The 25880-nt window shown below is 31.8% G+C and carries 23 protein-coding genes and 2 other annotated features; of the genes, 3 read left to right on the top strand and 20 right to left on the bottom strand.

What is annotated here, in order from left to right; genetic code table 11:
* Window positions 1-140 precede the first annotated feature (140 nt).
* From rlmD to B5G32_RS09935, 8 genes are all read right to left on the bottom strand, one after another.
* Window positions 141-1487, bottom strand: a complete 1347-nt coding sequence (rlmD, locus tag B5G32_RS09900; protein WP_087936553.1) for a 23S rRNA (uracil(1939)-C(5))-methyltransferase RlmD — start codon at window positions 1485-1487, stop codon at window positions 141-143.
* Window positions 1488-1529: 42 nt separating this feature from the next.
* Window positions 1530-2234, bottom strand: a complete 705-nt coding sequence (locus B5G32_RS09905) for an Asp23/Gls24 family envelope stress response protein (protein WP_087297551.1) — start codon at window positions 2232-2234, stop codon at window positions 1530-1532.
* 57 nt (window positions 2235-2291) lie between these two features.
* A complete protein-coding gene (gene gatB, locus B5G32_RS09910) occupies window positions 2292-3719 on the bottom strand; it encodes an Asp-tRNA(Asn)/Glu-tRNA(Gln) amidotransferase subunit GatB (RefSeq protein WP_087936554.1) in 1428 nt (475 codons plus the stop codon).
* On the bottom strand, window positions 3712-5154 hold the full coding sequence (locus B5G32_RS09915; protein WP_087936555.1) for an amidase family protein: 1443 nt from the start codon (window positions 5152-5154) through the stop codon (window positions 3712-3714). The genes gatB and B5G32_RS09915 overlap by 8 nt, the downstream gene beginning before the upstream one ends.
* Window positions 5154-5441 carry an Asp-tRNA(Asn)/Glu-tRNA(Gln) amidotransferase subunit GatC gene (gene gatC / locus B5G32_RS09920; RefSeq protein ID WP_087936556.1) on the bottom strand — a complete coding sequence of 96 codons (288 nt, stop codon included), beginning with the start codon at window positions 5439-5441 and terminating at the stop codon, window positions 5154-5156. The genes B5G32_RS09915 and gatC overlap by 1 nt, the downstream gene beginning before the upstream one ends.
* Window positions 5442-5451: 10 nt before the next feature.
* On the bottom strand, window positions 5452-6525 hold the full coding sequence (locus B5G32_RS09925; protein WP_087245547.1) for a CamS family sex pheromone protein: 1074 nt from the start codon (window positions 6523-6525) through the stop codon (window positions 5452-5454).
* Entirely contained in the window at window positions 6522-8510 is a 1989-nt protein-coding gene (ligA, locus tag B5G32_RS09930; RefSeq protein WP_087936557.1) for an NAD-dependent DNA ligase LigA, read from the bottom strand. Before ligA ends, B5G32_RS09925 begins: the two co-directional genes overlap by 4 nt.
* Window positions 8511-8615: 105 nt before the next feature.
* A complete protein-coding gene (locus B5G32_RS09935; protein ID WP_087245551.1) occupies window positions 8616-10763 on the bottom strand; it encodes an ATP-dependent helicase in 2148 nt (715 codons plus the stop codon).
* Window positions 10764-10883: 120 nt separating this feature from the next.
* Between B5G32_RS09935 and B5G32_RS09940 the strand changes: the two genes are divergently transcribed.
* Window positions 10884-11747 carry an ROK family protein gene (locus B5G32_RS09940; protein ID WP_158094004.1) on the top strand — a complete coding sequence of 288 codons (864 nt, stop codon included), beginning with the start codon at window positions 10884-10886 and terminating at the stop codon, window positions 11745-11747.
* A 5-nt stretch (window positions 11748-11752) separates the two neighbouring features.
* Here the strand turns inward: B5G32_RS09940 and B5G32_RS09945 are convergent, their stop codons facing one another.
* From B5G32_RS09945 to murC, 9 genes are all read right to left on the bottom strand, one after another.
* Entirely contained in the window at window positions 11753-12688 is a 936-nt protein-coding gene (locus tag B5G32_RS09945; protein WP_087936559.1) for a bifunctional riboflavin kinase/FAD synthetase, read from the bottom strand.
* Window positions 12688-13524, bottom strand: coding sequence for a tRNA pseudouridine(55) synthase TruB (gene truB, locus B5G32_RS09950; protein WP_087297560.1), 837 nt, complete (start codon window positions 13522-13524; stop codon window positions 12688-12690). Before truB ends, B5G32_RS09945 begins: the two co-directional genes overlap by 1 nt.
* 51 nt (window positions 13525-13575) lie before the next feature.
* Window positions 13576-13944, bottom strand: coding sequence for an FKBP-type peptidyl-prolyl cis-trans isomerase (locus B5G32_RS09955; RefSeq protein WP_087297561.1), 369 nt, complete (start codon window positions 13942-13944; stop codon window positions 13576-13578).
* A gap of 9 nt (window positions 13945-13953) precedes the next feature.
* Window positions 13954-15180: a tyrosine--tRNA ligase gene (gene tyrS, locus B5G32_RS09960; RefSeq protein WP_087936560.1), complete on the bottom strand. Its 1227-nt coding sequence runs from the start codon at window positions 15178-15180 to the stop codon at window positions 13954-13956.
* Between the two features lie 38 nt (window positions 15181-15218).
* Window positions 15219-15417 (bottom strand) — a binding site (T-box leader).
* Window positions 15418-15458: 41 nt separating this feature from the next.
* Window positions 15459-16709 carry a chloride channel protein gene (locus tag B5G32_RS09965; RefSeq protein ID WP_087936561.1) on the bottom strand — a complete coding sequence of 417 codons (1251 nt, stop codon included), beginning with the start codon at window positions 16707-16709 and terminating at the stop codon, window positions 15459-15461.
* 33 nt (window positions 16710-16742) lie between these two features.
* Window positions 16743-17759, bottom strand: a complete 1017-nt coding sequence (locus B5G32_RS09970; RefSeq protein ID WP_087245511.1) for a LacI family DNA-binding transcriptional regulator — start codon at window positions 17757-17759, stop codon at window positions 16743-16745.
* A 2-nt stretch (window positions 17760-17761) separates the two neighbouring features.
* On the bottom strand, window positions 17762-18244 hold the full coding sequence (locus B5G32_RS09975) for a YtxH domain-containing protein (RefSeq protein WP_087245509.1): 483 nt from the start codon (window positions 18242-18244) through the stop codon (window positions 17762-17764).
* Between the two features lie 19 nt (window positions 18245-18263).
* On the bottom strand, window positions 18264-18563 hold the full coding sequence (locus B5G32_RS09980; protein ID WP_191341003.1) for a hypothetical protein: 300 nt from the start codon (window positions 18561-18563) through the stop codon (window positions 18264-18266).
* A 64-nt stretch (window positions 18564-18627) separates the two neighbouring features.
* Entirely contained in the window at window positions 18628-19938 is a 1311-nt protein-coding gene (gene murC / locus B5G32_RS09985; RefSeq protein ID WP_087936562.1) for a UDP-N-acetylmuramate--L-alanine ligase, read from the bottom strand.
* 127 nt (window positions 19939-20065) lie between these two features.
* Between murC and B5G32_RS13830 the strand changes: the two genes are divergently transcribed.
* Both B5G32_RS13830 and B5G32_RS09990 read left to right on the top strand, forming a co-directional pair.
* A complete protein-coding gene (locus tag B5G32_RS13830) occupies window positions 20066-20203 on the top strand; it encodes a hypothetical protein (RefSeq protein WP_158094005.1) in 138 nt (45 codons plus the stop codon).
* 133 nt (window positions 20204-20336) lie between these two features.
* Window positions 20337-21035 (top strand): LytR/AlgR family response regulator transcription factor, encoded by a 699-nt coding sequence (locus tag B5G32_RS09990; protein ID WP_158094006.1) that lies wholly within the window; start codon window positions 20337-20339, stop codon window positions 21033-21035.
* Between the two features lie 212 nt (window positions 21036-21247).
* Here B5G32_RS09990 and B5G32_RS09995 read toward each other — a convergent pair whose 3' ends face one another.
* The 3 genes from B5G32_RS09995 to hisS are packed head-to-tail and all read right to left on the bottom strand — an operon-like array spanning window position 21248 to window position 25347.
* Entirely contained in the window at window positions 21248-22330 is a 1083-nt protein-coding gene (locus tag B5G32_RS09995) for a M24 family metallopeptidase (RefSeq protein WP_087936564.1), read from the bottom strand.
* Window positions 22308-24074, bottom strand: a complete 1767-nt coding sequence (aspS, locus tag B5G32_RS10000) for an aspartate--tRNA ligase (RefSeq protein ID WP_087936565.1) — start codon at window positions 24072-24074, stop codon at window positions 22308-22310. The genes B5G32_RS09995 and aspS overlap by 23 nt, the downstream gene beginning before the upstream one ends.
* Window positions 24067-25347 (bottom strand): histidine--tRNA ligase, encoded by a 1281-nt coding sequence (gene hisS / locus B5G32_RS10005; RefSeq protein ID WP_087936566.1) that lies wholly within the window; start codon window positions 25345-25347, stop codon window positions 24067-24069. The genes aspS and hisS overlap by 8 nt, the downstream gene beginning before the upstream one ends.
* A gap of 36 nt (window positions 25348-25383) precedes the next feature.
* Window positions 25384-25567 (bottom strand) — a binding site (T-box leader).
* Window positions 25568-25880 lie beyond the last annotated feature (313 nt).

Consider the following 25880-nt stretch of genomic DNA (forward strand, 5'->3'; position numbering starts at 1 on the left):
CGCCAATGGAACATCCTTGGAGAAATGATGACTTTCTTGGCTTTCTAGCAAGACAAAAGCATCGTACAAACGGTGCTAATGTTTAACTTTTTTTAGGACATTTTCAAAATTGCTTGACACCCAAAACAATAGGTTTTATCTTATTTTGTAAGAAGCACAATATTTTCGATATGAAAGCTTTGTGGAAACATATCAACAGGCTGACATTTCACAGCATGGTATCCATGTTGTTGCAAGATATCAATATCTCTTGCCTGAGTTGCCACATCACATGAAATATATACAATTTTATCAGGAGATAATAACAATAGCTGATTCAAAAATAATTGAGAACATCCTTTTCTAGGTGGATCGACAATCACAGCATCAATTTGTTTATGCTTTGTCGCAAAATCAACCATAAATTCACCAGCATCCTGACAATAAAATTCAACATTATCAATATGATTTCTTTTTGCATTTTCTTTAGCATCAATAATTGCCTGTTCAACAATTTCAACACCATAAACCTTATGAACATATTGAGCTAATGATAAAGATATTGTTCCAATCCCACAATAAGCATCTATCACTTCATCAGTTGGTTGTAAATTGGCATATTCAATAGCTTTTTGATATAGGACTTCCACCTGTAATGGGTTGATCTGATAAAAAGATTTCAAAGAAATACGATATGTGTTTCCTAATAACTGATCTTCTATATATCCATCACCATCTAAAATCATAACATCATCACCTAAAATCACATTATCATGGCGAGGATTATAATTTTGAATGATTGTTTTTAACTGTGGAAATTGCTTTTTAAGAGCTTGTATTAAATAGTCTTTTTGACGAATAGAACGTTGATATGTAATGAAAACAAGCATAGCCTGATTCGTATGATAACCATATTTGACAAGAATATGCTTAATATTTCCCTGATGTGTGACTTTATCATAAGCCTTTTCACCTACTTCTTCCAACAATTGTCTTGTAAAAGGGATGATCTGATTAGATAACTCATTTTGAATATAACATTGATCCATCACCACAATATCATTACTATGCTGCTTATAAAATCCAGTTACGAGATGGTTTTGATGCATTCCTACAGGAACTTGAACTTTATTACGATAAAACCAGGGATTTTCCATCATGAGGCATGGTTCAACTGGCACTTGACAATGACCAATTTTAAGTAATGTATCTGCAACCCTCTTGGTTTTCAACTGTTGTTGTGCCAATTGATTTAAATGCTGTAAATGGCAGCCACCACATTGTTTAAATATCGGACATCTTGCTTCTTGACGAAGTGGACTGGAATCACTCAATTCAATAAGCCTTCCAATGGCATATTTTTTCAAAACTTTAATAATCTTAATTTTTCCAATTTCATCAACAAGCATATTTTTCACAAAAATTGGCATTCCTTCATATTTGACAATTCCCATCCCATCATGAGTGTAATCAATACATTTTGCCTCAATATATTCATTCTTTTGCATAATAATATATGTCCTCCTATAAAAAAACGAGCTTAGCTCGTTTTATTCATCCGTTAAAGTTTCTTGAGCTTTCTTTGCACTTTCTTCATCTCTTACAGAAGCTAAAGTATAGGAAAACTCATCATTTTGAATATTTTTTGTTCCATAAATCGGAAAATCTTCACTATCAGAAGATGTCATGAAAACATTGACTTCATATTGTGTCACACCATCAATTGTACCAAATAAATCACTATATTTTTGGCCATCTTCTTTTTCTCTTCCCACAATACCATCCAAAGTTTGAACTGTTTCTTCTGCAATATTTTGTGCTTCTTTAGTGCTCATACCTGCTTTAAAAGTAATATCTAATTTTAATTGACGACATTCAGTTGAAAGTGTCATTGATTCAATTTCATCATATTTTTCTTCCATAGTTGACACAGTTGAATCTCTGGCATCTTTAGAAATACTCACCATACCTTCACAGCGATCTCCGTAGACAGGACCATTATTAAATGATAAAACTACGATATAAATAATAAAAGCAACAGCTAAAGCACCAAATAAAATGAGCAGATAGTGCCACCATTTCATAACAAAACCTTTTTTCTTTTTCTTCATTGGCTCCTCTTCCTCGTCATCTTCTTCATCTATTGCAGTATAAGGCACATTTTCTCTTTTGTTTTCTAAATCATCAAGATATGATGAAGGTTGGTATTCATCCTGAATATCGTCTTCATCATCAAAATGAAATTTTTTTGCCATTATTTTTCACCTACTTTTTCTCTATTGTACCAAAATTCATGAACAATGTATAGAACATTATGTTTTTCTTTTTTCCAATAATTGTTTTAATAATTGATTTGTTTTTTGAGGATTCGCTTGTCCTTGAGTTTTTTTCATGACTTGTCCTACAAAATAACCTAAAAGATTTGTCTTACCCTGATGGTAATCCTGAACCAATTGAAAGTGATTATCTAGCAGTTCTTCAATCAGCTCTATCAAAACATTTTCATCATTCATTTGTTGAATATGATGTTTTTGCATAATAGTTAAAGGATCCTTTTTTTCTAAAATCATTAATGATAAAATCTGTTTTGTTTGTTTAGAAGAAACAATTCCTTGACCTGTCATATTCATCAGTTTCGCAAAATCCTGAACTTCAAATATATCATGAATATGTAAATGATTTTTATGAAGATAAGACAAAACATCTCCAATAAGCCAGTGACATACTGTATCATAATATATACATTGTTCAACAACCTGGTCATAAAAGTCTGATAAATCTTTATTCAATAAAAGCGTATCAGCTTCTTTTACTGAAAGTTTATATTCATGAATATATTTATCGCGTCTTTGTGCTGGAAGCACTGGTAAATGATCTTTAATACTTTCAATCCATTGCCATGGTAGACGAACTGGTAAAATATTAGGTTCAGGATAATAACGATAATCAGCTAATAATTCCTTATCACGCATCGCTATTGTCTTTTGTGTCTTTTCATCAAAACGTCGCGTTTGTCTTGGAACGGAGCAATGATTCAATAAAAGTTCCGTCTGTCTTTGAATTTCAAAATCAATCGCTTTTTGCACATTAGCGAGTGAATTCAAATTTTTAATTTCCACTTTTTCACCATAGCCTTGAGACCCTTCATGGCGTAATGAAATATTAATATCACAGCGCATAGACCCTTGAGCCATAATAGCATCTGAAACATCAGTATAAATCAAAATCATTCTTAAAGCTTCCAAATAAGCACAAACCTCCTGACTATTATGAAACTGAGGTTGTGTCACAATTTCAATCAAAGGAATACCTGCACGATTATAATCAATCAATGTATAATCGTCATCATGGGTGAGTTTTGCTGTATCTTCTTCAAGATGAAGCTGTTCTATATTGATATGTATCTTCTGTTCATTGACTTCAATATCTAAATATCCATTTTTACCAATAGGATGATATTGTTGCGTTATTTGGAAACCTTTTGGTAAATCTGGATAATAATAATTCTTACGATCAAAACGAAGCAAACTGTCTATATCCATATGCAAGGCATGACAAACACGAATAGCCATTTCTACTGCTTTTTTATTAACCGATGGTAAAGTTCCTGGCATCGCTAAATCTATAACATGAGCTTGACTATTAGGTGGTTGTCCAAATGAAACAGGAGCTGAAGAAAACATTTTAGACTGCGTTTTTAATTCACAGTGTACTTCAATACCTATGATTGTTTCAAACATGTTGAATCTCCTTTCGGCAATATTGCTGAGAAAAAGATAGCGATTTTTCTAACGCATAGGCACAATTGAGAACAGTCTGTTCCTCAAAACATCGTCCCATTATATGAATGGCTACAGGCATATGGTCAACAAAACCACATGGTAAAGTTAAACTTGGTAATCCTGCCAAATTCGCAACAATCAAAAAATTATCAACTAATGTATATTCAACTTGCCTAGCCTCATTAAGAAAAGGAGCAATTCCCTCACCATTAGGAGTCAAAATAATATCATAATGACGATATAAATCTTGAATCAAATTAACAATGAGTCGTCTGACCTGTTGAGCTTTTCTAAACATCTTTTCCTGATTTTCCTGTTTCAAGGCCAATGAACCCAAAATAAAACGCTGTTGAATGCTTTGATGAAAACCCTGGCTTCGAGTACGTATAATCATATCATCTATATTTTCCCCTTGTTTTTGTAAGCCATACTTAATGCCATCTAAGCAGGCATGTTGACTTGTAGCTTCCCCATTAGCAATAATCTGATAAACTGGTGATAAAGCCTGAAGATAAGTATCTGAAAATTCAACTTCATGAATTGTTGCCCCTAATCTTTTGAATATGGAAACACAATTCATAAATTTTTCTTTTATGCGTGAATCCGTTAATCTTTCATATACATTTTTTATGACAGCAATTTTCAAATGAGATACATCTGAAGATAAAGATTGATAATAAGATGGTACTTTTTTAGTACATGATGTCATATCATGTTCATCATAGCCAGCAATATTTTCTAAAACAATACTCATATCTTTAACGCTTCTGGTCATAGCACCAACCGTATCTAAACTGGCAGCATAAGGAATCAAACCATAACGTGATATCAATCCCCATGTAGGTTTCATTCCTACAATGCCACAAAAACCAGAAGGACGACGAATAGAATCGCCTGTGTCACTCCCAATCGCAAAAGGAACAACGCCACTTCCAACTAATGCTGCACATCCTCCAGATGAACCACCAGCAACTCTTTGAATATTCCATGGATTCAAAACAGGTCCCGTCAAAGCAGTCATATTCATAGTTCCCATGCCTAATTCATCCATTGAAGCTTTTCCAATTAAACAGCATTCTGCTTTTTCCAGTAAATCAACAATATGTGCATTATATACAGGTAAATAATCAGCCAACATACGGCTGGATGCTGTTGTATAAATCCCTTTTGTATTAAAATTATCTTTTAAAACATAGGGAATTCCACTCAAAATATTTTGAAATTGCGCATGTTTTAAATCTTGTTGTGCTTTATCAAACGTCATAAGCGCAAAAGCATTTAAGCGTTTTTGCTGATATTGAGCCTCATGCCAAATCTCCTGATAGTAATTTTCAGGAAGAATTTGACCAGTTTTAAAACCATGATGCAATTCTTCTATACTATAAACATTCATTATTCCACCACCTTAGGAATCTGAATTTGTTGATTTTTGATGTGTTTTGCATTTTTTAAAATATCTTCTCTATGCATAACATCCTGTATACTATCTTCCCTTAAAAAAGAAGTTTCTACCTCAAAAGGAAAAACCAAAGGCTCTACACCTTCAGTTTGAATACTTTCTAGACTTTGAACCTGTTTGAGAAATTGATGATATGCTTCAATGAAAGTATCCATGTTTTCATCCAAAACAGATAACTTTACATCTTTTGCTAATGATTGAATTAATTCTCTTTCGTCCATAGTCCATCCTCTAATATAAATAATAACTTTTAACGTCTTGTCCTCTATCTTTAATCACAATCGCCTGTAATTCATCTTGTGAATATATAAGCACTTTAATATCAAAATCAGATGAAAAACGCGTATCAACACCATTCGCCAAAATAGAAGATAAATACATCAATTCAGTTGCTGTTTTCACGTTTAAATGAGCTTCTATAACCATTGATTGAATTTCACCATTTTGATATCTGGCAGTTCCTACTAATCCAGCAGCTTCAGTTGCTGCATCTTTTAAATTACTTTTAATAATATCAAATTCATTAGATGTTGTAGCATCTAATTCTTCGGCACGTGTACTTGAAAATAAAACAGTCTCAAAATTTACTTCTTCACTATTTCCATAAGAACCATCACAGTATGTCTTTAAAATATAATTTCCATCTACAGTACTTTCTGTTAAATCAGTTGCCTGATAAACCGTAATTAAAACAGGTAAATTCTTTAACTTTTCAAAATCTTCGTGAGATTGAATAATTTCATATAATTTCTCACTACATTCATATCCATAATTTAAAATAGATTGATCATCCATCTGCGTTTTTAAACGAGCATTATTTTTATCACGAGGATCAAGAACAATCACAAATGACGCACCTTTTAAAGTATATTTATCACCTGATTTTTCCCAAAAATCCTGTTCTTGAATCTGTTGAACCATTGTTGGATCACTGACATTGGCAATCTTTGTTCCAGCAGCAGGCTGTAAAGAATAATCACTATCACGTTTAACCATTTCTTGTTTTAAAGCAAGCTTTAAATATTGACCTTCACTCATATAATGATCAGAAGTTGAAAAATATTGTGATGATAAAATTTGTAATCCTCTTCCAATTGAAGAGAAATCAGATGTTGCACCATAGTCCAAATAGAAATCTTCTCTCAGTTCACTATCTTCAAATTTGACGATATTATAATAAGTATCATCAAATGACTCCATTGATGCAGTATTGTTTGTTGTTTCTTCTTCAACAGTATCTTGTGAAGATTGACAACCAGTCAACAACAATAAGAAAGCCATACAAACACATATTATTCTTTTCATAAATCAACCTCCTCCTTAAATTGTTCTTCACTTAATACAGTCACACCTAATTCTCTGGCCTTTTCAAGTTTACTTCCAGCATCACGACCACAAATCAGATAATCTGTTTTTTTAGATACACTACCTGTCACATTAGCACCTAGTCTGGCAAGATACTCTTTAATCTCCTTACGCGTCATCAATTCTAATGTTCCTGTGACACAAACAGTTTTTCCATTAAAAATACTTTCTTGAAGTAAAGATGTATCTTTTAGATAATTCATATTTAAACCGAGATCTTTTAAATGTTGTACTAAAGTCATTGATTGAGGTTGACTTCTAAAACGATTTAAAGATTGAACAAGTGTATCGCCAACATCACGCATAGAAAGCAACTTAGCTGTTGAAGCCTCAAGCAAAGCATCCATACTTTTAAACTCCTTAGCTAAGTTATCAGCCATTTTAGCACCGATTCCTTTAATTCCTAAACCAAATAATAATTTTTCCATTGAATTACCTTTACTTTTTTCAATAGCCTCTAACAAATTATCCATTGATTTTCTACCAAATCCTTCTATATCTATAATTTCCTGTTCATGACTAGATAAACTATAAATATCTTCAATAGAACGAACAAAACCTAAATTATAAAATTGTTCTATAATTTTTTCTCCTAATCCTTCTATATTCATAGCATCACGAGATGCGAAATGAATGATGCGCTCAATCTTCTTAGAATCACAATGCTCATTTAAACAATAATAAGCAGCCTCATTGTCTTTTCTAACAAGCGGTGTCCCACAATATGGACAAACATCAATCATCTTAAATTTCTGTTCTGTTCCATCACGTCTTTCTTTTAAAGATCGAACAACTTCTGGGATAACATCTCCTGCTTTACGGACCACAACATAATCGCCAACACGAATATCCTTATGAACAACGTTATCTTCATTATGTAATGTCGCACGTTGAACGGTACTACCAGCGACACGTACAGGTTCCAAAACCGCATTTGGCGTAATTTGACCCGTTCTTCCAATTGTAAAAATAATATCCTTAAGTTTTGTGACAACTTCTTCAGCTGGGAATTTATAGGCAATAGCCCATTTAGGAACTTTTGCTGTATACCCTAATCTTTCCTGCCATGCTAAATTATTCACTTTAATGACTATACCATCTATTTCATAAGGCAAAGATTGACGTTTTTCTGTCATTTCCATAATGAAATTCCATACTTCATCAATATTTGCACAAACACGTGTCATAGGATTGACTTTGAAGCCCAGTTTTGCAATATAATCTAAAGCTTCTTTATGTGTTTGACACCCTACTTCCTGAGCCGTTGGCACCATATATAAAAATGCATCTAAGCCACGTTTAGCAGCAATACTTGAATCTAGCTGTCTAACACTTCCGGCAGCCGCATTTCGAGGATTCGCAAATAAGGCTTCACCTGCCTGTTGACGTTGATGATTCAATTGTTCAAAAGATTTTTTAGGCATATAGATTTCTCCACGCACTTCAAAATCTCCCTGATAATCAATTGATAATGGAATAGATTTAATTGTTTTGACATTATGCGTAATATCTTCACCAATTGTTCCATCACCACGTGTTGCTCCATAACTTAATTGTCCATCAGCATAAACCAATGAAACAGCTAAGCCATCTATTTTTAACTCACAGACATATTCAGCTTGAGGAAACACATCACGAATACGATCATCGAATTCTCTCAGTTCATCTTCATTAAAAATATTTCCTAAAGACAACATCATTCTTTGATGCGTAATTTTCTGAAATCCTTCTAAGACTTCTCCACCCACACGTTGACTTGGTGAATCAGGAGTTACCCATTCAGGATGTTTAGCTTCTATACTTTGCAACTCTTGCATCAAACGATCATATTCCTGATCGGATACTGTTGGATTATCTAAGACATAATATTGATAATTATATTCATTTAATAATTTTTTGATTTCATTCAATCTTTCTAATGTCATTTTACACACTCCATTCACTTGCTCATTATATCAAAAAAAGATGATGAATCAAATACAAAACATCAAAATTCATCACCCAAAATTATCCTTATTTTCACATCATTTTTATGACGATAAACGTCTTAAAGCCTTATGCTGTGCCATCAATGTTTTTAAACCATATGGCATGGAAAAAGCAATATCTAAAGTATTTCCACGAACTTTAACAATAACACCTTTACCAAAGACATCATGCTCTACAAAATCACCCTGTTTCCAATCATGAATATCATTATCACCTATCATCTCATCAACAGTTGGACCTAAATGTACAAATTGTTTTGTTTTAAATGGTGAAGGCTTACCAATATGTTCAACATGATCTACGCCAATTTCATCAATAAACTGAGAAGCCATTTTAGGAGAATTCGTCATATAATTAAATCCTTGACTATCCGTCAGATATAGACGCTTTTTCGCACGCGTAAATGCCACATAAGCCAATCTACGTTCTTCTTCCATCCCCTCTTCTCCTTCTTCAGAAACACTTCTAAAACTTGGAAAGACATCCTGTGACAATCCCACAACAAAGACATAGTTAAACTCCAGACCTTTAGCCATATGAATACTCATTAATGATACATATTCATCCTGTGTCATATCATCTTGTGATGTATATAAAGCAATATCCTGTAAATAACTTTCAAAAGTAGCACTATCTGGATGGGTATTCATATATCCAGCAATTGAGTTTTTTAACTCCATAATGTTTTGAATACGATTTTCATCTTCATCATTTCTTAGCATTTCAAAATAACCAATATCTTTCAATAAGTATTCAAAGACATCAGCCAAGGGATTTCTTGATTGTCTTGCTTTTTCAATAGCTTGTACAAATTCACTGATGGCTTTTTTCACTTTACCTTTCAATCCAATTTCATCACTATATAAACAAACGGCTTCATAACAGCTAATGCCATACTCAATCGCTTTCAGTTGGATTTTTTCAAGTGTTTTTTGACCAATACCACGACTAGGAACATTAATAATACGTTCAAAAGATAAATCATCCATAAATACCATTAAGCGTAAATAACTTAATGCATCTTTAATTTCTTTACGATTAAAAAACTTTAATCCACCAAATATTTTATAATCAATCTGATGCTGAATTAATTTCTGTTCAAAAGGACGTGATAAATAATTAGCACGATAAAGAATCGCAAAATCATGATAATTCACACCATCAACCTGATGTATAATATTTTCAATTGTCTGACAGACAAACTCAGCTTCTGCTTCTTCATCGCCTGCTGAATAGTGCACAACTTTATCACCATCTTCTAATTGTGTAAACAAATCTTTTTCTAAACGATTTTTATTTTTTCGAATCAAATTATTCGATATATCTAATATTGTTTTTGTAGAACGATAATTCTGATCAAGAATAATGGTTTTGACATGAGAATAATCTTTATCAAAATTCATTATATAATTCACATCAGAACCCCTAAAAGAATAGATTGTCTGATCAGGATCTCCAACTACACATAAAGTTGCTTGACCTGATAAAAGATGAATCAATTTATAATCAATATTTCCAACATCCTGAAACTCATCTACATGTATATATTGAAATTTACGTTGCCATTTTTCCAGAATTTCTGGGAATTTCTCAAATAATTCAACAGTCTTCAACAACAAATCATCAAAATCCAGCATAAAATGTTCTTCTTTATATTTTTCATATTCCTGATAAACAATTGCTTTTTTGGCCTCACCTATAAAATCTCCTGCTAATTTATACGCTTTTTGTGGTGAGATTTCAGCCATTTTACATGATGATATATAATGAATACAGCTTTTTACACTCATTGTTTTACTATCAATATTTTTATCTTTAAAAATCTTCTTTAATAATGATTTTTGATCTTCTTCATCCATAATAACAAAATGATGAGGATAATGAAAAGCATGAATATGCTGTCTTAATATTCTGACACATAAAGAATGAATTGTACATAAAAGAGCTCCTGAAGCATATTCACCTAATAAATCCACAACTCTTTGACGCATTTCATTCGCTGCTTTATTTGTAAAAGTAATAGCCAATATATGTCGAGGCTCAATCCCCACTTCTTCAATCAAGTAAGCAATACGATATGTTAAAACACGTGTTTTCCCACTTCCTGCTCCTGCAATAATACGTAAATGAGAATCTAAATAAGTGGCTGCTTCCTTTTGTTTTGGATTTAATAATTTGTCTAAATTCATCGTATCACATCCTCTCAGTCTAATCATTATATCATAATTACTCAAAAAAGAAATCAAAAACATGAATAAAGGTTGAATTCAAAATGAATCAATGAAATAATGAAACGAGAGGTGAAAATCATGTATTTAGCTATAGATATAGGTGGTACATATACCAAATATGGATATTATCAATCTAATGGGATATGCTTACAAAAAAATATGATTCCTACTGTCAAAACCAACAAAGAAACATTCTATCATGCTTTAAAAACATTAATCACAAAAGAAGTCGAAGGAATAGCTGTCAGTATGCCCGGTCTTATTGATAGTCAAAGAGGATATATCCACGCTATTACTTTACTGCCCTATTTCAATGAAACAGATTTTTGTCAAGAATTTTCCAGTTTAACTCACTTACCAGTCACTTTACAAAATGATGCCAAATGCGCTACTTTAGGTGAAATGTGGAAAGGAAGCTTAAAGAACGTTGATAATGGTTTTATGATTGTCTTAGGTTCAGGTATTGGCGGAACATATATATTACATGAAAAAATCGTAGAATCAAAACACTATAAAATTGGAGAGCTCGGTTCTTTTTTAATCCCTACATCAAATGGCTATTCTAACTTTGGTAAAGAATATAATGCTGTTAAACTCATTCATGATCTGAGTGATATTTTAAAATGTCCTGATGATGGACAGATTGTATTTCAACAACTGACTTCATCTCATCAAGCTATGCAGTATTTTGAACACTATTGTTTACAGATTGCAACAATGATCTATAATCTTGATTATTTACTAGATTTAGATATCGTAACTATTGGTGGAGGAATCAGTCAACAGCCATTTCTCATTCAAACTATTCAAAAACAATTTCATGATTTAAGAAAACAATACAAAGAAGATGATCATGAACCAGTTATTAAAGCCTGTCAATTTCAAAATGAAGCCAATTTACTTGGAGCATTGTATCATTTTCATACCAAAAAAGGAGGTTAATTTTATCAATTAATCTCCTTTGCTATTTGAGAAAAATATTCTCTGACATATTCACGATCTTTATAAAGTTGTTGAATGAGTTCTTCTTTAGAATGAAATGGTTTTTCCTTACGTATCAAATCATAAAATTCTACGTAAATCTCTTTTCCATAAATATCATGATTAAAATCTAAAATATGAACTTCTAAAGAAGCTTTATCTAATGGTTGAAAAGTGGGATTATATCCAATATTACACATTCCCATGTAGGTATTTTGATTGATAATCACTTTAACAGCATAGACACCACCACAAGGTAAAAAATAAGAACCATAATCAATATTAGCTGTTGGAAAACCAATTTCATGTCCAATATGTCTACCGTGGATAACCTGACCATGTACACAGTATTGACGTCCTAATAATTCATTTAAATCTTTCATTTGTCCATTTTCTAGATGCTGTCGAATACGTGTTGAAGAAATCTTTTCTCCTTTATAAATGACTTCATCTATAACACTGACATTAAAACCAAAAGATTCCTGCAATGTTTTCGCATCACCCTGATTTTTTGCACCAAAACGAAAATCAAAACCACAGACTACATGCTTGATACCACATTCAATAAGATATTTCTGTATGAATTCTTGAGGCGATAAAGCAGCAACCTTGGGTGTAAATTCAATCACAAACAAATAATCAAATCCTCTTTTTTTAAGAATTTCATAACGATCATCAATGGAAGTCAGACATTTTTCTTCTTTTAACTTTCCTAATACATAAAGTGGATAATGATCAAAAGTTATTAAAGCTTTATGATAATGCTTTGTGTCTGCAACTCGTTTCACTTCTTCAACAAGTGCCATATGCCCTACATGTAAACCATCAAAAAAACCAATTGCTGCTACAATAGAGTCTGTCATATGTAATTGCATATCTTCTTTTAAATAAATGATTTCCATTAAAATAGCCCTCTTATACTTTTTAAATATCCTTCACCATCAGGTCCATAAACCGCTAAAACCTTATGATTTTGATTACATACAACAACCTGATGATCAATATCACTCTTTATTTTTTTACCATGATAAACAATATTTTCATCATCAATGTAATAATGTTCAAAATGTTGAAATGCATCTTCTAAACTCATGAACTGATAATGTCCTTGTTCAATATCTTCTAAACTATAACAGTCTTCAAGATAAAACTCTCCTGAAGCTAAACGTATTAAATGAGTCATATGTGCAGGATAGCCCAACTTTTTTCCTATATCTACACACAATGAACGAATATATGTGCCTTTGGAACATTTTACCTGAAATGTTATGGATTGATCTTGTTGGGAAATTAACTCTATTTTTTCAATCATAATAGTTCGGGGTTGAATATCTACATGTTCCTGATTTCTGGCATATTCATACAATTTTTTACCATGCACTTTAATAGCCGAATAAATAGGCGGAATTTGTTGTTGCTTTCCAATAAAAGACTGTAAAGTTTCTTCAACATCTCTTACACCATGAAAGGCTTTTTCTTCCATAATTTGACCACTACTATCGTATGTATCAGTAGCTGTTCCTAAAAAGAGTGTCGCCTGATAAACTTTTGTTTCACTCATTAAAAATTGTAAAGCCTTTGTTGCTTTGCCAATACACAAAACCAGAACACCTGTGGCATCAGGATCCAATGTCCCACAATGTCCAACTTTTTTTGTATGAAGAATCTTTCTAATACGATTCACAACATCATGACTTGTCATACCTGCCGGTTTATTAACTAACAATATTCCATCCATTTCAAAACCTCCTCATCTGTGAAATATAAAAATGAGTCATTAGACTCAAATTTATTGAATTTCACGATAAATCTTGTGCAAAGTAATATCAAATGTTGCTTCTTTTCCTGCAAGCTCTGCAGTGTAGTTTTCAGGAAAAGTTACAGTAATTGTTTTTTCTTCATCTAATTTCATCCCAACAATTCCATCTTCAAAACCATCAATCATGGTATCAGAACCTAATTTTAACTCATAACCCTCTGCACTTCCACCATTGAAAGCTACACCGTCAATTTTTCCTACAAAATCAATATTCACATAATCGCCATTTTGAGCTACAGCAGTTTGATTTTGAGTATCACTATTTTGTGTTTCTTGACTTTGTGATGAACAACCCAAAAGCATAACTAATGCCATGAAACTTCCTAATATTTTTTTCATCCTATCCTCCTATTTATGATTAATAACATAATAATTTTTCTTACCACGTCTAATAACAGTTGCCTGTTTTCCAAAAGCATTTTCTTTTTGAATAACAAAGCTTACATCTGTAATCTTTTCTCCATTGACAAGAACAGAACCACCTGTAACAAATTGACGTGCTTCTCGATTTGATGAAGCAGCCCCTACTTTAACTAAAGCATTTAAAATTTGTGTATCTTCTTCCATATCTATACTAGGAACACCATGGAAGCATGACTGAACTTGTTCTAATGTTAAATCTTGAATTTTACCAGAGAATAACATTTGGCTAATATCCAAAGCTTCCTGATATGCTTCTTCACCATGGATAAATGTAATCACTTCTTTTGATAGAGCTTTATGTGCTTCTCTTAAATGAGGCTGTGTTTTATTCTTTTCTTCTAATTCTTCAATTTCTTCTTTAGATAAGAAAGTTAAGAATTTTAAGTAATCAATGACTTTATCATCTTCTGAATTAATAAAGAACTGATACATTTCATATGGTGATGTTTTTTTACGATCTAACCAAATGGCATGACCGTTTGTTTTTCCAAATTTCGTACCATCAGATTTAGTAAGCAAAGGCATTGTAAATCCATAAGCTTCTTTCCCTGTTTTCTTTCTAATCAATTCAATACCAGCAGTAATATTTCCCCATTGATCTTGTCCAGCTACCTGCATTTGGCAACCTTTATTTTCATATAACCAATAGAAATCCATGGCCTGCATAATCATGTAAGAAAATTCAGTATATGTAATTCCTAAGTCTAATCTTCTTTTGACAATATCTTTATTCAACATATAGTTGACATTAAAATATTTACCATAATCTCTTAAAAAATCAATGAAGTTTAAATCTTTTGACCAATCATAATTATTCACAACTTCAAACCCAAATAAATCCTGAGCCTGTTTTTTTAGACATTCAAAATTATGTTGTACTTCTTCTTTAGTAATCATTGGTCTTTCAGTATCAGGTTTAGGATCTCCAATCAAACCTGTAGCTCCACCTACTAATAAAATAGGATTATGTCCGGCATCCTTTAATCGTTTACTAATCAAAAATGATGAGAAATGTCCAATATGTAAACTATCACCAGTTGGATCAGTACCAATATAAAAAGTCATTCCTCCATTATTTAATTTTTCTTCAATATCTGGCGAGCTAACATCTTTAATTAAACCACGCCATACTAATTCATCATAAATTTTCATAACATATATCCTCCTTATAAAATAAAAAAAGAATTCATCAAAAGGACGAATTCTCGCGGTACCACCTTTATTTATGCATTAAGCATACGCTCTTTATTGATAACGATGTTGCCACCGGCTAAACTTTTCATTTAGCTGCTCCAAAGTGTATTCATTATAAACAATGATCTATTTCCACCAATCATAGACTCTCTATAACATCCATTTATAATTACTTGTCTTCTTCAACGCTTAAATATATAATATGCGATTTTCAAGTCGAAGTCAACTTAAAATTTTTACTTTGCATTTTGATTGATAAATTCAACTGAAGTTTTAGAATATACAATTTTTTGTGCTTGATACAAACTAAAATATCCTGATAAAACATAACATAATGCAACAACAATAGCCATTGCTGTTAAATATTGAATACCAAACATTTCAGCCCCTAACATGAGACTTGTAAGTGGTGAATTAATAACACAACAAAACATACCAACAATTCCAATAACAGCCCCTAGATGAGGATCAATGCCCAATAATAAAGCTGATACATATCCTAAAGTTGAACCAATCACAAAAGTTGGAACAATTTCTCCACCTTTAAAACCACAGCCGATAGTAATAGCAGTAAAAATAGCTTTCATGAAAAAATCATATGGTAGAGCCTGATGATAAAGAGCTTCTGCAACAATTTCCATTCCAGCTCCTAAATATCTTTGTTGAAAAAAGAAAACCAAAATCATCAACATGAATGATCCCATAATAACTCGTATATATGGATTATGAAAATATTGATGAAAACATTTGTGACTATAATGCATCATTAATACAAATACAATGGAAAAAGCAGCAATAATAAATGCAAAAACAGCTAATCTTAAACTCATAATTGGTGTTAATTGAAAAGGAATTGATAACTGATAAAAAGTTGGCTGACATCCAAAAAGTTGTGCAATTCCAAATGAAATCAAACTACTGCATAAGCATGGAACTAATGCCGCATAATAAAATACACCGACACTAACAACTTCCATGGAAAAAAGTGTCGCAGTTAATGGAGTTCCAAATAAAGCTGAAAAGACTGCACTCATACCACACATAATCAGCATTGACATTTCACGCTGATCAGCATGAATTATTTTTCCAAAAGATGTTGCTAGAGAACCACCAATTTGTAATGCAGCTCCTTCTCTTCCACTAGAACCTCCAAACAAATGGGTAATAATAGTGGCTAAAAAAATCGCTGGTGCTAATAAAACAGGAACTTTTTCCTGTTGGCGAATAGATTGAATAATCGTATTTGTTCCTGGTTCGTGAGATAAATGAACCAGACGATAAAGATAGACAATACAAACACCACCAATTGGCAATCCCCATACAATCCATGAATGTGACAAACGAAAATCAGTAACATAATCAATAGAAATATGAAACAATGCTCCTACAATACCACAGACAATACCCAAAACAAAAGCAATCCATAACCATTTACAGACAAAACATATATTTAACTTTAAATCTATAAAGAATTGTTTGATATACATAAGATTCCCCTTTGAAAAAAACTTCTAAATCAATTAGAAGTCTTTCTTTGTTGTAGCACGTGGCATCAATAAATGTTGAATGACAACAGCTTTGTTTTCAATTTCTTCATCATTAAGTATTTTTGTTAGCAATCTTACAGCTAATGCCCCCATATCATACACAGGAACATGAATAGATGTTAATGAAGGGCGACAAATCAAAGCATAGCTTGTATTCATCATACCAATAACTTCCATTTCATCAGGAATTTCAATTCCATTGTCAATTGCAGCATTCACAACAGCAACAGCTTCCTTATCATAACTTGTAAAAACAAGATCATGTCGATGATTTTTAAAATACTCTAAAAATTGTGGATAGCTTTTTTCATAATGTGATGATGTATGTACGACCTGTTTTGTTGCATCAAAAACCAAATCATATTTTTGATAAGCTTCCTGAATTCCAGTAATCATTTCTTCTATGTTGATTAAATTCTGCTTAGGTGACACAAACAAAATATCACTTTTTCCCTGTGCCAAATATTTATCAACAACCTCATATGCAATCTTTTTTGCATCAGCAAAAATAGATCCCATATATTTCCCAGTAACACTTGTTCCAATAACAACTGCAGGTATTTTATATTTATTAACTAAAGCAATTTCCTTTTCGATTTCTTCATTATTAAATAAAATCACACCATCTGCACGTGATTTCACAACTTTTTCAATAACAGTTTCAATAGGATTGCCATCTCCAATTTCATCTGTTGTATAAATACTGACATTATAATCTAAACGGCGACTTGTATCACCTATTCCACCAATCATATCTTTCACATGAGCAAATAATGATTGTGGAAAAACAATAGCAATCGTTGTTGTCTTACTTGTTGCAAGACCTCTGGCAATCTGATTGGGTTTGAAATCTAAACGTTGAATAGCCTCAAGGACTTTATCACGTGTTTTAGGTTTCACAACACTCGAACCGTTAATAACACGTGAAACTGTTGCCAGAGAAACACCAGCTTCTCTAGCAACATCATAAATTGTTACATTTTTTCCCATGATTAATCTTTAATCTCTTCAATCATTTCATCTAATTTTTCTTCAACATTCTCGATTTCATTTTCAAAAGCTTCTAAATAATCATCATCTACAGATGAATCTAAAACTTTTGTTTTGACTTCTTCTATTTTATCATTGACTTTTTGTGTCAAATCAACAACTCCATCACGAATCGTTAAATACTGGTCACTATCTTTTACTTTTGCAGCAAAATCTTCTAATTTTGCTTCCAATTCATTAAGTTTATCTCTTGTTGTTGCTTTAAATGTATCAATATCAAATTCATCTACAGATTTCTTAACTGTTTCAATTGTTTGACCTAACATAGCTTCAAGATCTTCTTTTGTCATATTCTTTAAATTATCATAAGCTTTTAAAGATTCACGTTTAATATCTTCTCTTAATTCACTACCTTTTTTAGGTGCCAATAACAATCCAGCGACTGCACCAATACCTAAACCAACTAAAAACTTTCCAAATTTCATTCTAATCACCTTTCTCTTTCTATTTTTTTCTTCTTAAAAACGAAGTTAAAAATCCTAAAACCCCAAATAAACCAGATTTCATACCACCTTTTGAAAAAATTCCACTTACCAATTCAACAGGTGCATTGAGCATATTCATTTTATTATTGACATCATCTAAAATATGATCAACTTTTTGAATGGTTGTTTCTAACATTGTCATTAAAACCGTTGTTTCTTTGACAGCTAAAGACATTCTTATTAATAATAGACCTAAGCTCAAAAGTGCAAAAGCCCCAGATAATATCAAAATGCAATAGCATACTAATTTTGCATCCATAAGTTCTCCTTTCTGCCAATTTACCATATTATAGCATAAATACAACATGATTAAAAGATAACCCTTACTGCGATTGTTTATAAGCAATAACTTGATCTTCTAATTTATAAATATCTTTACTACTCATAAATAGATAAACAACATTATCATATTGACTTAAAAGCTTCACAGCAGCTTCATCTTCATGAATAACCTGAGCACGTGGATTGTATTTTGCAATGTCATAAATGTCTATATCAATACCAGGTTCTTTCTTCGCATTTTCTGGAAAATGGACAAAGAAAGGATAATCTGCTAAATCCATTGCTTCAGCAAATTCTTTAGCAAAACGTAATCCCCTTGAAAAACGATCTGGTTGAAAGATGGCAACAATCTTTTTATGTGGATAACGTGAGCGTGTTGCTTCAATGACATAACGGATTGCTGTTGGATGATGTGCATAATCATCCACATAAATATTATTCCCAACTGTCTTAACAGTATAACGACGTTTTACACCATCAAAAGTAGAAAGACGTTCTTGGATATATTCAGCACTCATATTTTCTAAATATCCTAAAGTAATAACCGCTAATGAATCATAAAGCATATGCATTCCATAAAATGGCAAAGCAAAATGTCCAAATAAATCTTTATGAATATAGACATCAAATGATAATCCATGATCATTATTAATGATATTTTTAGCAATAACATCATTATTTTCACCTGTTCCAAATTTTAGAACACGTTTTTGATAATGAAGGTGTGGTAAATGTGGATCATCACCCCAGATAATAACTGTATCTTTAACTTGATTTGCATATTGTTCAAATGATTTTTCATATTGTTCCATAGATTTGAAATAATCAACATGATCCATTTCAATATTATTAATAATCGCATAAGTTGGATAATAATGTAAAAAATGATCCTGATATTCACATGTTTCTGCAATAAAATATTTACTGTCTTCAACAGCATGTCCTGTTCCATCACCGATTAAAACAGAAGTCTTATCAAATTCCTTAAACAAATGATAAGCCATACCCGTTGTTGTTGTCTTTCCATGTGTTCCTGCAATACCAATAGAAATATACTGATCCATTAAATGACCTAAAAAATCATAATAAGTATGTGTTTTGACATTGGGATTACTTAATGCTTCTTTAACTTCTTCATTAGATTCATCAAACGCATTACCAATAATCACTTCATAACCATCTTTAATATTATTTTTATCAAAAGAGTAGATTGGAATTCCTCTTTTTCTTAAATCTTCTTCAATAAAAATATATTTATCAATATCACTTCCAGCAACTTCATAACCTAAATCAAATAAAATTGTTGCAAGTGATGCCATACCTGAACCTTTAATACCAATAAAATAATACATAACTCTCTTCACCTCGCCTTTTATTCTAGCATAAATTTTAAAAAAAGTATTCTCTATCTATTTATTTTTTCATATTTTTTATATTTTGGCACAAACTAAAGATGTCAATAGAAAGAAAGGAGAAATTATGAGTCACAAAAAATCTAAAAACAAACAAAGACAAAATCAGTATAAAGGCTATAACCAAAATCAACAGGCAAGTTATAGTGGTGAAGATGGTTTAATGAGTGAAAAATATAAAGAAAACTCTAACGCCCAAGAATAATAATGGGAAGCTATAGAATCATAAAGATTTTATAGCTTTTTCATTTTTAACAAACTTTATGTCATTTTCTGTAGATTCTACCTCTTCAAAATATGATAATATTATATTAATCTGTTTGAAGGGGCGATTTGGAATGCAAAACATTATTATTATTGATGACATGAAAGAACATATTCAATACATTCAAGACATTATCAACACCATGAATCATCAATTTCAAATACAAACATTTCTTGATATACATGATGTCCTTTTACATATGGATCAATTCCCTGACCATTCCATTATCATTATAGATATTTTATTAAAAAATCATAGTGGCATTGAACTGGCAAAAGAATTAAATCAATTACATAAAAATTTTCAAATTATCTTTATCAGTTCCTATTTAGAAAAAGCAACAGAAGTTTATGAAACAAATCACTGTTATTTTGTATATAAACCCGAATCAAAGAAAAGACTTCCCATGGCTATTGAAAAAGCTATTCATCGAATTATAGAATCACAAAAAGTATTAACCATATCTTTAAAAGATAAAACCAAAATTATTCTATTAAATGATATTATGTATATTGAAAGAATTCAAAGATATTCATATATTTACACAGTTCATGAAACAATTAAGACAGCACAAAAAATCAAAGATCTATTAGAACAATTACCTTTACAATTTATTCGTACACATAACAGTTATATTATCAATGCATATTATGTCAGTGAAATAAAAAGAACTCACGTCATTTTAAATAACCAACAACCCATTCCAATCAGCCGTGCTCATCAACTAAAACTCAAAAAGCAATTTCATGAGTTTTTAGTTGAACAATTATAACTTTTTATTATTACTTTTAACTTTTTCGTATATTGAATTAATTATTATATTGTGTTTGTGATAGTCGCTACTATTCTCGTTTTTATTAGCGACTTCTTTTTATTTTATATATAAACTCAAAAAATATACTACTTGAATCAAAAATGTACATTTTTATAATATTTTTAGATTTTCCTTCTTTAACACTAAACAAAAAGGCTAGAGTTTTCACTCTAACCAATAATCATTAAATCTTTTGAATAGTGATTTAAAACTTCACAGCCATCTTCAGTGACTAAAACCAAATCTTCAATTCTAACACCGAATTCACCTTGAATATAAATACCTGGTTCAATTGAAAAAATCATTCCTGGTTCTACTTCCATATCAAAAGCAGCAGACACATCACCGTATTCATGAACATCTCTACCAATAAAATGACCTAAACGATGATTAAAGTTTGGTCCATAACCTGCTTCACTGATAATATCTCTTGCTGTTTTATCAATGTCACATAGTTTTACACCTGGTTTGATCATAGCTTCAGCTGCCTCATTGGCTTTTTTGACTAATTCATAAACTTCTCTTTGTTTATCAGAAACTTCTTTATAGAAAACAGTTCTTGTCATATCACTGCAATATCCTTGATAAATACCACCCATATCAATGACAATGCTGTCACCTGGTTTTAACTTTGAATCATCGCAACCATGATGTCCATCTGCCCCGTTAGGTCCATAGCCAACAATTGGATCAAAAGAATTCCCACTGCATCCTAATGATTGAAAAATACCATCCAGCTGTTGTCCAACTTCTTTTTCCGTCAATGTCCCTTTGGCGCATAACTGAATCACCTGATCGATAGCCTGATCATTTAATTGACTCGCTTTACGCATAAGTTCAATTTCTTCTTCATCTTTATGCATACGGACGTAATCAACACAGATTGAACCTAGTTCAAAACAACATTCTTCGTTAGCCAGTTCCATAACTCTCATTAAGAATCTAGCTTCCCAGTTTTTATCTACACCTACACAATGATCATCTTTTAAAACTTCAGCAATCTTAGCCGGTCCATCTTCTGTATCATCATACCAGATAATATTTAAATCTAATTGTTGATCTAAATAAAACAAATGATTTAAGAACAATGTATGATTTCCATCTAATGATAAAACCAATGCATACATTCTTTCTCCTGGATGATTATCATAACCAATCAAATAATTGATAGAGCTAGGATCACTGATAATCAAATGATCCATTCCTCTTTGACTCATTTCATTTAAAACATTATTCACTCTTGTCTGATTCATATTCTTTCACCCCGATTCCTAATTCTCCTAATTGTGCATCTGCCACTGGTGTCGGTGCTTTTGACATTGGACAAGTTGCACTTGTATTTTTAGGAAAGGCAATGACATCTCTTAAAGAATCACAACCACAAAGTAACATGGCAATTCTATCTAACCCTAAAGCAAATCCTCCATGTGGTGGTGTTCCATATTGTAATCCTTCTACAAACCATCCAAATTGTGCGTCAATTTGTTCTTGAGTGAATCCTAAAGCTTTAAATGCTCTTTCTTGAACATTTTGATCATAAATTCTTTGTGATCCACCACCTAATTCATAACCATTTAAAACAATATCATAAGCATCAGCTAAGCAATGTTCTGGATCAGTTTCTAATTTATCTAAATCTTCATCTTTTGGTTTTGTGAATGGATGATGTTTTGCATAATATCTTTGTGTTTCATCATCATATTCAAACATTGGGAAATCAACAACCCATAAGAAATCAAAAGTATTAGGATCATATAATTTTAATTCTTTTCCTAAATAGTTACGAATAGCAGCTAAAGAATCACAAACAACTTCATATTTAACATCTCCAACAAATAACAATAAATCCTGACTATGCGCATTCATAGCTGATAATAATTTTTCTAATTGTTCTTCAGTAAAGAATTTAGCAATTGGTCCCTGTACGCCATCATCTGTCACTTTTAACCATGCTAAACCTTTAGCTTTATAAGTTTTCGCAAGTTCAGTTAATTGATCAATTTTTTTACGAGAAAAATTGGCTGCTTCACCAACAACATTGATTCCTTTCACATGTCCGCCAGCTTCCAAAGCATTTTTAAAAACTGCAAAATCCACATCACTGACAACATCATTCAAGTTCACAAGCTCTAATCCAAAGCGTGTATCAGGTTTGTCAATTCCATATCTTTCCATAGCTTCATGCCAAGTCAAACGTCTTAAAGGCAATTCGATATCAATACCTTTGACATCTTTCATTAATTTTTTGATCATACCTTCTCCAATTTCTAGAATCTGATCAGTTGACATAAAGCTCATTTCAACATCGACTTGTGTAAATTCAATTTGACGATCAGCACGTAAATCTTCATCTCTAAAACAACGTGCAATCTGGTAATATCTTTCAAATCCAGATACCATTAATAATTGTTTAAACAATTGAGGTGACTGTGGTAAAGCATAGAAAGATCCTTTATGAACACGTGAAGGCACTAAGAAATCTCTTGCACCTTCTGGTGTAGAACGGTTTAAATAAGGTGTTTCAATATCTATAAAATCTAAATGATCTAAATATTCTCTAATACTTCTTGTGATTTGATGTCTTGTCATTATATTTTTTTGCATCACAGGACGTCTTAAATCCAAATAACGATATTGCATTCTTGTTTCTTCTAAAGCATCTGTTTCATCAGCCACAATCATAGGTGTTAATTTTGCAGTGTTAATAATTTCAAAAGCACTTGCCTGAATTTCAATATCACCTGTAGGAATCTTTGGATTTTTAGAAGATCTTTCAATCACTGTACCTTGAACAGATAAAATATATTCATTTTTCACTTCTTTTAATCTTTCTTCAAAAGATTCATCAAAAATCACCTGAGTAATTCCATAACGATCTCTTAAATCAACAAAAACCAAAGCTCCTAAATTTCTTTTCTTGGCAACCCAACCAATCAATTCGACTTGTTGACCAACATTTTCAATTCTTAATTCCCCATTGTTATGTGTTCTATTCATGATCATGATCTCCTTCATAATGATTTTCAATAAATTCTACAATATTTTCTAATGGAACTTCCACTTGTTCTTTTGTATGATTACATTTCATATTCACGACTTCTTTTTGAACTTCTTCATCTCCAATAATCATTGAAAAATGAGCGTGGAAACGATCAGCAGATTTAAATTGCCCTTTTAACCCACGATCACATTGATCCATATCACAAGTAAATCCATTAGCACGAAGCATTGTCATAATCTGCATAGCCAAATCTTTAGCTTCGCTACCTAAAGGCATGATATAGACATCTAAACCTTCTTCATCTTCATGATCATCACCTAAAGCAATCATTAATCTTTCCATTCCAAAAGCAAAGCCAACACCAGGTGTTTGTGGTCCACCTAATTCTTCTACAAGGCCATTATAGCGACCTCCTCCACCAACTGTTGAACCAGCTCCTAATTTTGGATCATCAGAAATAATTTCAAAAACTGTATGTGAATAATAATCTAATCCTCTTACTAAGTTAGGATCAACAACGTAATCAATTTCTAAATCATCTAATAAAGCACAAACTTTTTCAAAATGCGCTTTTGCATTATCAGTCAAATAATCAATTGTTTTTGGTGCTGTTTTCATCATAGGATGATTTTTATCAACCTTACAATCTAAAATACGTAATGGATTTTTTTCATAACGTACCTGACAATCATGGCATAACTCATTTAAGACAGGTTGAAAATGATTTTGTAAAGCTTCACGATAGGCATCACGAGATTCCTGATCACCTAAAGTATTGATGTGTAATTGAATATTTTTTAATCCTAAAGCTTTCACAACTGTCACAGCCATCAACATACACTCTACATCAACATATGGTGATTCAACTCCTAACATCTCTACACCAAATTGATGAAATTGTCTTTGTCTACCGTTTTGTGGTCTTTCATATCTGAACATTGGACCCATATAATAAACTTTCTGTAATTTTTCAGGCATTCCATAAAGTTTATTTTCTACATAAGCTCTCGCAATACTAGCTGTTCCTTCTGGTCTTAACGTCATAGAACGACCTTTTCTATCTTCAAAAGTATACATTTCCTTAGATACAACATCTGTTGTATCACCAACCGCACGATTGAATAATTCTGTATGTTCAAAAATAGGTGTTCTTATTTCTTTTACATTATAATTTGCACAAATTGTTCTTAATAATTGTTCTAATTCCTGCCATTTCCCAGATTGAGCAGGTAAAATATCTACTGTTCCTCTTGGTGCTTTATAGGCCATATCTCTATCCTCCTTTAAAAATAAAAAAACGCCCTATCTAAGGACGTTATTAACGCGGTACCACCTTAGTTCATACAATGTATGCCCTCTCTGTCTTAACGCGACTCACGGTTACTTTCATAACTTCCTCCAAAGTGTCCCATAGCTTCCTCTATCTGTTTCCACCAACCACAGACTCTCTATTAGATTTTGACTATTTAATCTTCTTCAACGGATTGACATCATTATAAAAGATTCGCTTATAAAAATCAAGTTCAATTACTCTTTTCTTTATAAAGAGTTCCATCTCTTTTTATTTTTATATCCAATTGCCTTTGAATTAACTATTGATAAGCTTTTTGAATATCACTTTTTCATAATTAAGATAACATTATTTATATTTCCTATTATCATTTATTAGATCTATTAAAAAAGAGATAGTCTAAGAAGTCACGGGGTTTCCCAAAACGAATAAGTTTTACGGGAAATCTCTTTTTTTGTTTTCTCTTATGCTGGTTTAAAATCACGGGAAATTCTATAATGGTATTATCAGG

The organism is Massilimicrobiota sp. An80 (assembly GCF_002159255.1).
Taxonomy (GTDB): domain Bacteria; phylum Bacillota_I; class Bacilli_A; order Erysipelotrichales; family Coprobacillaceae; genus Allocoprobacillus; species Allocoprobacillus merdigallinarum.

Coding starts and splice junctions, on each gene's coding strand:
- rlmD (WP_087936553.1), bottom strand. CDS start 1,487: ATGCAAAAGAATGAATATATTGAGGCAAAATGTATTGATTACACTCAT.
- B5G32_RS09905 (WP_087297551.1), bottom strand. CDS start 2,234: ATGGCAAAAAAATTTCATTTTGATGATGAAGACGATATTCAGGATGAA.
- gatB (WP_087936554.1), bottom strand. CDS start 3,719: ATGTTTGAAACAATCATAGGTATTGAAGTACACTGTGAATTAAAAACG.
- B5G32_RS09915 (WP_087936555.1), bottom strand. CDS start 5,154: ATGAATGTTTATAGTATAGAAGAATTGCATCATGGTTTTAAAACTGGT.
- gatC (WP_087936556.1), bottom strand. CDS start 5,441: ATGGACGAAAGAGAATTAATTCAATCATTAGCAAAAGATGTAAAGTTA.
- B5G32_RS09925 (WP_087245547.1), bottom strand. CDS start 6,525: ATGAAAAGAATAATATGTGTTTGTATGGCTTTCTTATTGTTGTTGACT.
- ligA (WP_087936557.1), bottom strand. CDS start 8,510: ATGACATTAGAAAGATTGAATGAAATCAAAAAATTATTAAATGAATAT.
- B5G32_RS09935 (WP_087245551.1), bottom strand. CDS start 10,763: ATGAATTTAGACAAATTATTAAATCCAAAACAAAAGGAAGCAGCCACT.
- B5G32_RS09940 (WP_158094004.1), top strand. CDS start 10,884: ATGTATTTAGCTATAGATATAGGTGGTACATATACCAAATATGGATAT.
- B5G32_RS09945 (WP_087936559.1), bottom strand. CDS start 12,688: ATGGAAATCATTTATTTAAAAGAAGATATGCAATTACATATGACAGAC.
- truB (WP_087297560.1), bottom strand. CDS start 13,524: ATGGATGGAATATTGTTAGTTAATAAACCGGCAGGTATGACAAGTCAT.
- B5G32_RS09955 (WP_087297561.1), bottom strand. CDS start 13,944: ATGAAAAAAATATTAGGAAGTTTCATGGCATTAGTTATGCTTTTGGGT.
- tyrS (WP_087936560.1), bottom strand. CDS start 15,180: ATGAAAATTTATGATGAATTAGTATGGCGTGGTTTAATTAAAGATGTT.
- B5G32_RS09965 (WP_087936561.1), bottom strand. CDS start 16,709: ATGTATATCAAACAATTCTTTATAGATTTAAAGTTAAATATATGTTTT.
- B5G32_RS09970 (WP_087245511.1), bottom strand. CDS start 17,759: ATGGGAAAAAATGTAACAATTTATGATGTTGCTAGAGAAGCTGGTGTT.
- B5G32_RS09975 (WP_087245509.1), bottom strand. CDS start 18,244: ATGAAATTTGGAAAGTTTTTAGTTGGTTTAGGTATTGGTGCAGTCGCT.
- B5G32_RS09980 (WP_191341003.1), bottom strand. CDS start 18,563: ATGGATGCAAAATTAGTATGCTATTGCATTTTGATATTATCTGGGGCT.
- murC (WP_087936562.1), bottom strand. CDS start 19,938: ATGTATTATTTTATTGGTATTAAAGGTTCAGGTATGGCATCACTTGCA.
- B5G32_RS13830 (WP_158094005.1), top strand. CDS start 20,066: ATGAGTCACAAAAAATCTAAAAACAAACAAAGACAAAATCAGTATAAA.
- B5G32_RS09990 (WP_158094006.1), top strand. CDS start 20,337: ATGCAAAACATTATTATTATTGATGACATGAAAGAACATATTCAATAC.
- B5G32_RS09995 (WP_087936564.1), bottom strand. CDS start 22,330: ATGAATCAGACAAGAGTGAATAATGTTTTAAATGAAATGAGTCAAAGA.
- aspS (WP_087936565.1), bottom strand. CDS start 24,074: ATGAATAGAACACATAACAATGGGGAATTAAGAATTGAAAATGTTGGT.
- hisS (WP_087936566.1), bottom strand. CDS start 25,347: ATGGCCTATAAAGCACCAAGAGGAACAGTAGATATTTTACCTGCTCAA.